The organism is Aquipuribacter nitratireducens (assembly GCF_037860835.1).
In the GTDB taxonomy this organism is placed as follows: Bacteria; Actinomycetota; Actinomycetes; order Actinomycetales; family JBBAYJ01; genus Aquipuribacter; species Aquipuribacter nitratireducens.
This window is the reverse complement of sequence record NZ_JBBEOG010000017.1, coordinates 1-11,440: the sequence shown is the minus strand read 5'-3', so window position 1 is coordinate 11,440 and position 11,440 is coordinate 1. Positions and strand designations below refer to the sequence as shown.

Below are 11,440 nucleotides of genomic sequence, written 5' to 3'. Positions count from 1 at the left end.
GCCGGCCGTGGCAGGCCGCAGGGCACGCCGCCCTCGCGCTCGCCGCAGGTGCCGGGCACGTCGGCTCCGTCGTGCCCGCGCAGGCCCGTGCCGGCCGGACCGGCGACGCGGGCGACGCCCGTCGCGCGACCCTCGCCGGCCTCGCCGCGCTCGTGGCGCTGCAGGGCGGGCTCCTCGCGGGGCTCGGTCGGCCCGTGCAGGCCGGCGCCGTGGTCGCGTTCGGGCGGCTCGGCGGCCGGCTCCGCCGGTGGGGGAGCGCGACATGAGCGGGAACCGGACCCGGGGCGCGACGCCGGATGCGGCGACCGGGGGCGCGGACCTGCCGTTCACCCTCGGGTACGGCACGAACGGGCTCGCCGACCACCGCCTCCCCGAGGCCCTCGACGTCGTGGCGGCGCTCGGCTACGGCGGGGTCGGTCTCACCCTCGACCACCACCACCTCGACCCGTTCGGCGACGACCTCACCCGGCGCACCCTCGCCGTCCGCAGGGCGCTGGAGGTCCGCGGCCTGCGGGCGGTCGTGGAGACCGGTGGGCGGTACGTCCTCGACCCGTTCCGGAAGCACGAGCCGACGCTCGTCGGGGCGGACGGCCGCTCCCGCCGCATCGAGCTCCTGCGACGCGCGGTCCGCGTCGCCGCGGGCCTCGGGGCGCCGGTCGTGTCCTTCTGGAGCGGGGTGCGTCCCGTCGGCACCACGGCGGACGTCGCCACCGACCGGCTGCTGCGGTCGCTGGAGACGCTGCTGCCCGAGGCCGCCGCCGCCGGTGTCGTGCTGTCCCTGGAGCCCGAGCCGGGGCACCACGTCGCCACCATCGGGGACGCCCTCGCCGTCGTCGACGCCCTCGGCCGCCCGTCGGCCCTCGGGCTCACCGTCGACGTCGGGCACGCGGTGTGCAACGAGCCGCAGGACCCCGCCGAGACCCTCCGTCTGGCCGGCGACCTCCTCGCGAACGTCCAGCTCGACGACATGCGTCCCGGCGTCCACGAGCACCTGCCGTTCGGGGAGGGCGACGTCGACCTCGCCGACGTCCTCCGCACCCTCGTGGCGCTGGGCTACACGGGCATGGCGGCCGTCGAGCTGCCACGGCACTCGCACGCGGGGCCGGAGACGGCGCGGCGGAGCCGGGCCGCGCTCGACCGCGCCCTCACGGACCCGGCCGCCGGGTCCCGCTCCGTGGTCGACGTCCGCAGCGGCACGGGTCGCCTGTCGGAGGCGCTGCGATGAGCGACGGACGGAGCGCCGGCTGGAGCGCCGCGGCGTGGGAGCGGCCGGCCGGCTGGGACGCGGCGCTGCAGGAGCGCCTCGACCCGGCCGCGCGACAGGCGTGGCAGCAGCTGCACGCGCGGGTCACGGCCGCGGACGACCCGGTGCGCGCGCTGACCAGCCGCTTCCCCGGTGTCGCCCGCGCCGTCGGGCGCGCCCCGCTCGCACCACCCCCGCCGGGCGACCTCGAGCCGGTGCTCGCCCTCCACGGCGGCGTCGACGACCTCGCCCGGGCGGTACTCGTGCGCGACGTCGCCCCGGCGGGTCCGGCGCTGCGCGAGCTCTACGACCTCGGCGACGCCGCCGAGCGGCGCGGGGTGCTCCGCGGTCTGGCGGCGCTGCCGGGCCTCGGCGGGCCGGACGGGGCCGACCTCGTCGCCGACGCCCTGCGGACGAACGACGTGCGCCTCGTCGCGGCGTCCGTCGGCCCCTGCGCGGCACACCTCGACGCGGTCCAGTGGCGGCAGGCGGTGCTCAAGTGCCTCTTCGTCGGGGTGCCGCTCGAGCACGTCGCCGACCTCGAGCGCCGACGCGACGACGCCCTCGCCGCGATGGCGGCGCGCTACGTGGCGGAGCGGGTCGCGGCGGGGCGGCCGGTCCCGGTCGACGTGCCCGCGGTCCTGCCCGCCGGGCACCCGGCCCTCGCGCAGGCGCGCCTCGACGACCCCTGCCACGCCGCCTACGCCGACAGGAGGGCGGCAGCGGCCGCGGCCCGTGCCCTCCTCGACCCCCACCGGCACGTCACGGAGACCACCTGATGCGCATCCTCGACCCCCACATCCACATGACGTCCCGCACGACCGACGACTACGAGGCGATGCACGCCGCGGGCGTGGTCGCCGTCGTCGAGCCGTCGTTCTGGCTCGGGCAGCCGCGGACCGGCGTCGGGTCGTTCGTCGACTACTTCGACTCCCTCCTCGGCTGGGAGCGCTTCCGCGCCTCCCAGTTCGGGGTCGCGCACCACTGCACCCTCGCCCTCAACCCCAAGGAGGCGAACGACCCCCGGTGCACGCCGGTCCTCGACGTGCTGCCCCGCTACCTGGAGAAGGACGGGGTCGTCGCGGTGGGGGAGATCGGGTTCGACTCCATGACGGCGGCCGAGGAGGACGCGTTCCGCGTCCAGCTCCGCCTCGCCGTCGAGCACGACCTGCCCGCGCTCGTTCACACCCCGCACCGGGACAAGGCGGCCGGCACCCGCCGCACCCTCGAGCTGGTCGCGGAGTCCGGCATCGACCCCGCCGCCGTGGTCGTCGACCACCTCAACGAGACGACCCTGCAGGCCGTGGACGACGCCGGCTGCTGGCTCGGCTTCTCCGTCTACCCCGACACCAAGATGGACGAGCACCGGATGGTCCGGATCCTCCAGCAGCGCGGCCTCGACCGGGTCCTCGTCAACTCCGCCGCCGACTGGGGCCGCAGCGACCCGCTCAAGACCGTCGCCGTCGGCCGCGCCATGCTCGAGGCGGGCTTCACGGACGACGACGTCGACCAGGTCCTGTGGCGCAACCCCGTCGAGTTCTACGGCCGCAGCGGCCGCCTGCTGCTCGACGACGTCCGCACCGAGCTCGGCGAGGAGTTCGCCGGGTCCTCCGTCATGCGCGGCCCCCGGGCCTGACCCGTGAGGCTCACCCGCCCCGACGGCTCCACCGTCCACGTCGCCTACTGCACGAACGTCCACCCCGCCACGCGGCTCGAGGGCGACGACGGCATCCTCGCCCAGCTCGAGGAGCACGCCGCCGCCGTCCGTGACGCCCTCGGGCTCACCGCCGCGGGGGAGCCGCTCGGGGTGGGGCTGTGGCTGCCCGCCGACGTCGCCGACTCGCTCGCCGCGGACGCCGACGCAGGCGGTCCCGCGGGCGGTCCGCTCCGCACCCTGCGGGAGACGCTCGACCGGCTCGGGCTCGAGGTCGTCACGCTCAACGCGTTCCCCTACGGCGACTTCCACGGCCAGCGCGACAAGCGGGCCGTCTACCACCCGGACTGGACGGCGCCCGAGCGCCTCGCCCACACGCTCACCTGCGCCCGCGTCCTCACGGCGCTCCTGCCCGACGACGTCGCCACCGGCACCGTCAGCACCCTCCCGCTGGCGTGGCGCGAGCCCTGGGACGACGACCGCCGGGCCGCCGCCGGGGCGCACCTCGCCGCTCTCGACACGGGACTGCGTCGCCTCGCCGAGGCCACCGGCCGGCGGGTGCGCGTCGGGTTCGAGCCCGAGCCGGGCTGCGTGTGGGAGGTGCTCGACGACGCGCTCCACCCCACGCGCGGGCTCGGCGCGCTCCTCGCCGAGCACGGCGTCGCGCCCGCCGCCGACGGCGCGCTCGGGGTGTGCCTCGACACGTGCCACTCCGCCGTCGGGTTCGACGACCTCACGGACGCGGCGGCGCGCCTCGCCCGCGCCGACGTCGGCGTGGTCAAGCTACAGGCGTCCGCGGCGGTGCACGTGGAGCGGCCCGCGGACCCCGCCGGTCGCGCGGCCGTCGCCGCCTTCGACGAGGCCCGCTTCCTCCACCAGGTCCGCGAGCTCGCCGCCGACGGCACGATGGACGCCGTCGACGACGTGCCCGACGCCCTGCGGTGCCTGCCGGGGGAGGGGCTGTGGCGCTGCCACGTCCACGCTCCCCTCCACGCTCGCTGGGACGGACCCGCCCGCCCCCTCACGGGACCGCTCGAGACGGCCCTCGACACCCTCGTCGTCGGCTCCGCTCCGCCCGTCCGCGTCGACGTCGTCGAGGTCGAGACCTACACGTGGTCGGTGCTGCCCGCCGAGCACCGCGTCGCCGCCGGCGGCACCCGCCTCGCGGACGGCGTGGCCGCCGAGCTCGCGTGGGTCCGTGACCGGCTCACCTGCCCTACCGCGACGGAGGTCGCATGACTCCCACCCCCGTGCTCCTGCTCGACGTCGTCGGCCTCACCCCGCGGGCGCTCACCGACATGCCGCGCCTGCGGCAGGTCGCCGACGCGGGGTTCTCGGCCCCGCTCGGCACCGTGCTGCCCGCCGTCACGTGCAGCGCGCAGTCGACGTTCCTCACGGGTCTGCCGCCGGCGGAGCACGGGGCCGTGGGGAACGGCTGGTACTTCCGCGACCTCGGGGAGGTGCACCTGTGGCGCCAGCACAACCGGCTCGTCGGCGGGGAGAAGGTGTGGGAGACCGCCCGACGGCACGTGCCGGGCTACCGCGCCGTCAACGTGTGCTGGTGGTACGCGATGGGGATGAGCACCGACGTCACGGTGACGCCACGGCCGATCTACCACGCGGACGGCCGCAAGTCGCCGGACTGCTACGTGCGCCCGCCCGCGCTCCACGACGAGCTCGTCGCGGAGCTCGGCGAGTTCCCCCTCTTCACGTACTGGGGGCCCACCGCGTCGATCGAGTCGACCCGCTGGATCGTGGGGGCGACCCGGGGGCTCATGCCGGGCGCCGACCTCACGATGGCCTACGTGCCGCACCTCGACTACGACCTGCAGCGCCACGGGCCCCGGTCCCGGCAGGCGCGCCGCGCGGCCGCCGACCTCGACGCCGCGCTCGCCCCGCTCCTCGACGACGCCCGCGACCAGGGCGTCACGGTCGTCGCGCTGTCGGAGTACGGCATCACCGAGGTGTCCCGGCCCGTCGACGTCAACCGCGTGCTGCGCCGTGAGGGCCTGCTCGAGGTCCACACCCAGGCGGGCATGGAGTACCTGGACCCGTGGACCTCCCGGGCGTTCGCCGTCGCCGACCACCAGGTCGCACACGTCTACGTCCGCGACGCCGACGACGTCGAGCGGGTCGCCGCGCTCCTGCGCGAGGTGCCGGGCGTCGAGCAGGTGCTCGACGGCCCGGGGAAGCGGGCGGCGGGCCTGGACCACGAGCGGGCCGGGGAGCTCGTGCTCGTCGCGGAGCCGGACGCGTGGTTCACGTACTACTACTGGCTCGACGACGCCCGCGCCCCCGACTTCGCTCGGGGCGTCGAGATCCACCGCAAGCCCGGCTACGACCCGGCGGAGCTCTTCTTCGACCCCGCCGACCGGACCGCGAAGGCACGGGCGGGCCTGCAGCTGGTCCGCAAGAAGCTGGGGCTGCGGTACGCGATGGACGTCGTGCCGCTGGACCCGCGGTGGGTCCGGGGCAGCCACGGTCGCCTGCCGGACGCGACCGGTGGAGCCGACGACGCGCCGCTCCTGCTGTGCAGCGACCCGGCGCTGGCCCGGGAGCGGGTCGAGGCGACCGAGGTGCGCGACCTCGTCCTCGCGGCAGGCGGCCTCCCGCCGGTCGGCGGCGGTTCGACCGTCAGCCTCGCTGCTGGTCGGACTCCCACGCCGTCAGTGACCGCTCGAGCGCCTTCATGATCTCGAAGACCTGGCTCGGCGGGATCCGGACACGGGACACGACCCGCGCGGTGGTCCCGTCCGGGCCGGGCGGGGCGAGGAGCGCGGCGAAGTCGAGGGTGAAGATGTCCTTGCCGTGCCACACCCGCACGAAGTCGGCGTAGTGCCCGCCGGCGAGCTCGTCCGGCAGCGTCACGCGGATCTGGGGCACGCTCGGCTGGTCGCTCATGCGACGTCCCGCGCCGGGGTGTCGTCGGTACGGCCGCCGGTGTCGAGCTCGGCGGCCATGACGGCCGCCCCGATGATGCCTGCCTCGTTGCGCAGCTCCGCCGGCACGAGCGGCGTGCGCAGCTCCAGCAGCGGCAGGAACTTGTCGTGCTTCTTGCTCACCCCGCCGCCGACGATGATGAGGTCCGGCTGGAGCAGCAGCTCGAGGAGGGCGTAGTAGCGCTGGAGCCGCCTGGCCCAGTCCTTCCACGACAGGTCCTCGCGCTCGCGGGCGCTGTCGGCCGCGCCCTTCTCGGCGTCCTCGCCGTCGATCTCGAGGTGACCGAACTCGGTGTTCGGCACGAGCCGGCCGTCGACGAACAGGGCGCTGCCGATACCCGTGCCGAGCGTCGTGACGACGATCGTGCCCTCGACGTCGCGGCCCGCGCCGAAGCGCACCTCCGCGAGACCGGCGACGTCGGCGTCGTTGGCGACGACGGCCGGGCGCCCGAGCGCCTCGGTGAGCAGCCGCGCGGCGGGCGCGTCGACCCAGTCGTCGTGGACGTTCGCGGCCGTCCGGGTGACGCCGTGCTGCACGACGGCGGGGAACCCGACGCCGACCGTCGGGCCGGTCGTCGGCTCCGGGCCGGCGGCGAGGACCTGCTGGACCACGGACGCCGCGACCTCGGCGACGTCGCCCGGTCGCGCGCCCTTCGGGGTCTTCTCCCGCACCCGGTCGGCCGCGAGCTCGCCGGCGTCGACGTCGACGACCGCGGCCTTGATGCCGGACCCGCCGATGTCGACGCCGAGCGCGTACCGGCTCACAGCAGGCCTCCCGGGGCGTCGCCGTCGGTCGGGACCGTGAGGATCTCCGGGCCCGACTCCGTGATGAGGACGGTGTGCTCGAACTGGGCGCTCCACGAGCCGTCGACCGTCACCGCCGTCCACCCGTCGTCCCACAGGACGTGCTGGGAGGCACCGAGGGTGAGCATCGGCTCGACGGTGAACGTCATGCCGGGCTCGATGAGCGTGTCGTAGTCGGGGGCGGCGTCGTAGTGCGGCACGACGATCCCGGAGTGGAAGGCCTCGCCGATGCCGTGGCCGGTGAACGCGGCGACGTCGCCGTACCCGAACCGGTCGGCGTACTTCTCGATGACCCGGCCGATGACGTTGAGCCGCCGCCCGGGCAGCGCGGCGCGGATGCCGCGCAGCGTCGCCTCGCGGGTGCGCTCGACGAGCAGCCGCACGTCCTCGCTGACGGCGTCGTCGCCGCCGACGAGGAAGGTCGCGTTGGTGTCGCCGTGGACCGCGATCCCGTTCGTCACGAGGTAGGCGGTGATGTCGACGTTGACGATGTCGCCGGCCGTCAGGGCGGTGTCGTCGGGGATGCCGTGGCAGATGACCTCGTTGACCGACGTGCACAGCGACTTCGGGAACGGCGGGGCGCCGTGGCCCGGGTAGCCGAGGGTCGAGGGGTACGCGCCGCGCGAGACGAGGTACTCGTGGCCGACCTCGTCGAGCTCCTCGGTGGTGACACCGGGCGCGACGGCCCGACCGACGGCCTGCAGCGCGTCGGCCGCCAGCCGGCAGGCCTCGCGCATGGCCGCGACGGTCGCCGCGTCCTTGATCTCACCGCCGGTCCAGCGCGCCGCTCGCGGCCGGTCGACGTACTCGGGGCGTCGGATCTGCGGGGGGACGGGGCGTCGCGCGCTCACCCTGCCCGGCCGCACCGGGGCCCGCTCGGTGCTCGTCGGCATGCGGCGAGTCTAGGCGGGCGGTGCGGCCGGGCAGGTCCTCGCGCTCAGGAGCGCTGCTCGTCGCCGCGCTCGTGGGTGCCTTCGCTGCTCTCGCCGGACACGATCGAGTGCTGCTCCCCGGTGTCACGCGCGCCGGCGAACGACACCTGCACGGTGCGGCCGGGGGCGCGTGTGCCGGCCTCGACCTCGAGGACGCCGTCCTCGAAGCGCGCCGTCACGGAGTCGGCGTCGAGGTTGAGCCCGGTGCGGAACACCCGCCGCACCTGCCCGGTGCTGCGCTCGGCGGCGAGCACCTTGTGGCGGCGCTGGAGCTCGACGGGGGAGCGGAGCGCCTCCACGACGAGCGCGTCACCGGCGACGCGGACGGACAGCGAGTCGCGGTCCACGCCCGGCAGGTCGAAGCGGGCGGTGAGCCGGCCCGAGTCGACGTCGAGCGCGGCGTCGACGGCACCGAAGCCCACCGGTGCACCGCCCATGCCCCGGGTCATGTCCTCGAAGACCCGGTCGATGTCGGTGAAGAAGGAACGGCCGACGGCCATGGCAGACCTCCTGCGGAGAACGAGGTCCCGGCCCCTCCGGGACCACGCAGTGAGGATAGGACTTGAGCGGCTCTCGCTCAAGTCCGACTTGCGTCGGGTCCGCTCAATGTTCTGACCAGCGCTCCGCCTTCCCGACAGGACAGTCGACCTCTGGCCCGGACGTCGGCAGGAACGCAGACTTGGGGGCATGAGCGACGACGGTGAGCGCGAGTTCTGGTTCAACACCCGGACCAAGCAGGTGGAGGAGGGGCGTCAGTCCCACTACACCGACCTCATCGGGCCGTACCCCACGCGCGAGGCCGCCGCTGCCGCACTGGAGACGGCCGCGGCGCGCAACGAGCGGTGGGACGAGGAGGACGAGCGCTGGGAGCGCGGCGGACGCTGAGCCCGCGGGTCCCCGCTCAGGCGTCGAAGGCGTGCTCCGGGCCGGGGAAGACCCCCGACTCGACGTCGGCGGCGTACGCCTCGGCGGCCCCTCGCAGCTGCTCGCGCAGGTCGGCGTAGCGCTTGACGAACCGGTACCGCCGGTCGTCGTTGAGGCCCGCCATGTCCTGCCAGACGAGGACCTGGGCGTCGAGGTCCGGACCGGAGCCGATGCCGATGGTGGGGATGTCGACGGCGTCCTGCACCCGTCGCGCGACGGGGAGCGTCACCATCTCGACGACCATCGAGAACGCCCCGGCGGCGGCGATCGCACGCGCGTCCTCGACGACCTGGTCAGCGGCCTCCCCGCGGCCCGCGACCCGGTAGCCGCCGATGGCGTGCTCCGCCTGCGCGGTGAACCCGATGTGCCCCATGACGGGGATGCCGGCCGTCACGATCGCCTCGACCCGGCCCGCGCGCCGCGCCCCGCCCTCGAGCTTCACGGCGTTGGCGCCCGCCTTCATCAGCCGGACGGCGCTGTCGACGGCCTGGGCGTCGGAGGACTCGAACGAGCCGAAGGGCAGGTCCGCGACGACGAGCGGGCGGTGGGTGGCGCGGGCCACCGCGCCGACGAGCGGCAGCAGCTCCTCCATCGTCACGGGGATGGAGGTGTCGTAGCCGTAGACGACCCCGGCGGCCGAGTCGCCGACCAGCAGCACGGGGATGCCCGCCTCCTCCAGCACGCGTGCCGTCATGGCGTCGTAGGCGGTGAGCATCGCCCAGCGCCGGCCCTCGGCCTTCCACCGCTGCAGGTGGAGGGTGCGCACCTGCCGCGGCTGGTGCGGGGGACGGTCGGCGGCGGGGGCGTCCATGGTCGGCAATGCTGGCAGAGCCTCAGCTGCGCTCCTGCCAGCGGGTCGTGACGGGCAGGCGACGGTCCCGGCCGAACGCCTTCGGGCTGATCTTCGGGCCCGGCGGGTACTGCCGGCGCTTCCACTCGGCGCGGTCGACGAGGCGGACGACGTGGTCGACGACCTCGGCGTCCGCGCCCCGCGCGACGAGGGCCTCGCGCCCGAGGTCGCCGACGACGTAGCCGTCGACGAGCTCGTCGAGCAGCTCGTAGTCCGGCAGGGAGTCGCTGTCGAGCTGTCCCGGCGCGAGCTCGGCCGAGGGCGGCTTCTCGATGCTCGCCTCGGGCACCGGCGGCACCTCGCCCCGGGCGGTCGCCTGCTCGTTCCGCCAGCGCGCGAGCCGCCACACGAGCGTCTTCGGGACGTCCTTGATGGGCGCGAAGCCGCCGACCGCGTCCCCGTAGATCGTGGAGTAGCCCGTGGCGAGCTCGCTCTTGTTGCCGGGGGCGAGCACGAGGTGGCCCTCGGCGTTGCTCAGCGCCATGAGGACGACCCCCCGGACGCGGGACTGCACGTTCTCCTCCGCGAGCCCCGTGAGATCGAGCCCGCCGACGAACGGCTCGACCATGTCGGCGATGGCGACGACCCGGTGCCGGGTGCCCTGGCGGCGGGCGAGCTCGGCGGCGTCGTCGAGGGAGTGCTGCGAGGAGTACCGGCTCGGCAGCGACACCGTGTGGACGGCGTCGGCGCCGAGCGCGTCGACCGCGAGGGTGGCGACGAGGGCGGAGTCGATCCCGCCGGACAGCCCCAGCACGACGGAGCGGAACCCGTTCTTCGTCGCGTACGCCCGCAGGCCGAGGACGAGGGCGCGGTAGACCTCCTCGCACTCCGGCAGGGGTGGTGCGGGCGGGGGGACGAGCGGCCGTGCGTCGCCGGGCCGGGGGTCGCCCGCCCGCAGCGTCACCCGGTCGTAGAGCCGACCGGGCCCGGCCTCGTCGGCGCCCGACGGGAGGTCGAGGTCGAGGACGAGGAGGTGCTCGACGAACTGCGGCGCCCGCGTGACCAGGGTCCCGTCGGCGCCGACGACCATCGAGTCGCCGTCGAAGACGAGCTCGTCCTGCCCGCCGACGGCGTTGACGTACGCGACCGCGCAGCCGGTCTCGACCGCACGCGACCGGCACAGCTCGTAGCGGACGTCGTCCTTGCCCCGCTCGTACGGGCTCGCGTTGAGCACGAGCACGAGACCCGGGTCGTGCTCCGCGGCGGCCAGCTGCGCGGTGACACCGCCGTCGCGCCACAGGTCCTCGCAGACGAGCAGGGCGACGTCGACACCGCGGACGTTCACCCGCTGCCCGTGCGTGCCGGGCACGAAGATGCGGCGCTCGTCGAAGACGCCGTAGTTCGGCAGGTGGTTCTTCGCGTAGCGGGCGACCACCTCGCCGCGGTGGAGGACCGCCGCGCAGTTCTGGCTCGCGAGCGGTGGCCGCCCGGTTCGGTTGGGGTCCTGGCCGGCGGCGTCGACGTCCTGGTCGAGGTAGCCGACGACGACCACGAGGTCCCCGTTGCCGTCGTCGGCGACGAGCCGGGCGAGGTCGGTGACGGCCTCACGCGAGGCGGCGACGAAGGCCGGGCGGAGCGCGAGGTCCTCCACCGGGTAGCCGGTGAGGGACATCTCGGGGAAGGCGACGAGGTCGGCGTCGGCGGCCGCCGCCTCCCGGACCGCGGCACGGAGACGCTCGACGTTGCCGGGCAGGTCCCCGACGACCGTGTCGACCTGGGCGAGGGCGATACGCAGGCGGGGCACGGGGTCAGGCTACGGCGCAGGCGGACACCGGCTCGTGCCGCGGGGGAGCCACGTCGGGTGCGTGGACGGGGAGGTGGGCGGCGCACGGGAGGGCGGTCCATGGGGTGCCGGCAGGGCGCCTCGTGATCCGCGCGCCTACAGGGACCTGCGGGCGCCGGGGCTCTGAGGCGTCGGATGAGGGACCGGTCCGAGGTGCGCCACCGGACGGGTCTGCCGGGACGAGGGGACGGAACTGGCAGGGTCGCTCGTCCTCGGACGAGCGCCGTCGCCGGATGGCGGTCGACATGGGGGCACCGCCGTCGGTCGCATGTCCCGTGTCGACTCGGGTCCCGGGGCCGTCCGCCGTGCGA

Annotated in this window: 13 protein-coding genes; 7 read left to right on the top strand and 6 right to left on the bottom strand. The window is 75.4% G+C overall.

Translation table 11 applies throughout. The features are described 5' to 3' along the window. From WAB14_RS18085 to WAB14_RS18060, 6 genes are all read left to right on the top strand, one after another. On the top strand, nucleotides 1-266 hold a 266-nt coding region (locus WAB14_RS18085), incomplete at its 5' end, for a hypothetical protein (RefSeq protein WP_340271743.1). After that, the gene (locus WAB14_RS18080; protein WP_340271742.1) at nucleotides 263-1,225 is read left to right on the top strand and encodes a sugar phosphate isomerase/epimerase family protein; all 963 of its coding nucleotides are present in this window, start codon (nucleotides 263-265) and stop codon (nucleotides 1,223-1,225) included. The genes WAB14_RS18085 and WAB14_RS18080, both read left to right, overlap by 4 nt. Next, nucleotides 1,222-2,022: an EboA domain-containing protein gene (locus tag WAB14_RS18075; protein WP_340271741.1), complete on the top strand. Its 801-nt coding sequence runs from the start codon at nucleotides 1,222-1,224 to the stop codon at nucleotides 2,020-2,022. The genes WAB14_RS18080 and WAB14_RS18075 overlap by 4 nt, the downstream gene beginning before the upstream one ends. Further along, nucleotides 2,022-2,879, top strand: a complete 858-nt coding sequence (locus WAB14_RS18070; protein WP_340271740.1) for a TatD family hydrolase — start codon at nucleotides 2,022-2,024, stop codon at nucleotides 2,877-2,879. Before WAB14_RS18075 ends, WAB14_RS18070 begins: the two co-directional genes overlap by 1 nt. A gap of 3 nt (nucleotides 2,880-2,882) precedes the next feature. Further along, nucleotides 2,883-4,136, top strand: a complete 1,254-nt coding sequence (gene eboE / locus WAB14_RS18065) for a metabolite traffic protein EboE (RefSeq protein WP_340271739.1) — start codon at nucleotides 2,883-2,885, stop codon at nucleotides 4,134-4,136. Continuing rightward, nucleotides 4,133-5,590, top strand: a complete 1,458-nt coding sequence (locus tag WAB14_RS18060) for an alkaline phosphatase family protein (RefSeq protein WP_340271738.1) — start codon at nucleotides 4,133-4,135, stop codon at nucleotides 5,588-5,590. The genes eboE and WAB14_RS18060 overlap by 4 nt, the downstream gene beginning before the upstream one ends. Here the strand turns inward: WAB14_RS18060 and WAB14_RS18055 are convergent. From WAB14_RS18055 to WAB14_RS18040, 4 genes are read right to left on the bottom strand one after another with little or no spacing between them, the layout of a single operon-like run. Then, complete coding sequence (locus tag WAB14_RS18055; RefSeq protein ID WP_340271737.1) at nucleotides 5,532-5,798, bottom strand: DUF3467 domain-containing protein; 267 nt, start codon at nucleotides 5,796-5,798, stop codon at nucleotides 5,532-5,534. The two genes, WAB14_RS18060 and WAB14_RS18055, sit on opposite strands and share 59 nt — an antisense overlap. Then, nucleotides 5,795-6,601 (bottom strand): polyphosphate--glucose phosphotransferase, encoded by an 807-nt coding sequence (gene ppgK, locus WAB14_RS18050; protein ID WP_340271736.1) that lies wholly within the window; start codon nucleotides 6,599-6,601, stop codon nucleotides 5,795-5,797. The genes WAB14_RS18055 and ppgK overlap by 4 nt, the downstream gene beginning before the upstream one ends. Further along, nucleotides 6,598-7,533, bottom strand: coding sequence for a type I methionyl aminopeptidase (gene map, locus WAB14_RS18045; protein WP_340271735.1), 936 nt, complete (start codon nucleotides 7,531-7,533; stop codon nucleotides 6,598-6,600). Before map ends, ppgK begins: the two co-directional genes overlap by 4 nt. 44 nt (nucleotides 7,534-7,577) lie before the next feature. After that, entirely contained in the window at nucleotides 7,578-8,072 is a 495-nt protein-coding gene (locus tag WAB14_RS18040; protein ID WP_340271734.1) for an Hsp20/alpha crystallin family protein, read from the bottom strand. 187 nt (nucleotides 8,073-8,259) lie between these two features. Here WAB14_RS18040 and WAB14_RS18035 point away from each other — a divergent pair, with 187 nt between their 5' ends. Further along, nucleotides 8,260-8,457, top strand: coding sequence for an SPOR domain-containing protein (locus tag WAB14_RS18035; RefSeq protein ID WP_340271733.1), 198 nt, complete (start codon nucleotides 8,260-8,262; stop codon nucleotides 8,455-8,457). A gap of 16 nt (nucleotides 8,458-8,473) precedes the next feature. Here the strand turns inward: WAB14_RS18035 and panB are convergent, their stop codons facing one another. Both panB and WAB14_RS18025 read right to left on the bottom strand, forming a co-directional pair. Next, entirely contained in the window at nucleotides 8,474-9,307 is an 834-nt protein-coding gene (panB, locus tag WAB14_RS18030; protein ID WP_340271732.1) for a 3-methyl-2-oxobutanoate hydroxymethyltransferase, read from the bottom strand. A 22-nt stretch (nucleotides 9,308-9,329) separates the two neighbouring features. After that, nucleotides 9,330-11,090, bottom strand: a complete 1,761-nt coding sequence (locus tag WAB14_RS18025; protein ID WP_340271731.1) for an NAD+ synthase — start codon at nucleotides 11,088-11,090, stop codon at nucleotides 9,330-9,332. Nucleotides 11,091-11,440 lie beyond the last annotated feature (350 nt).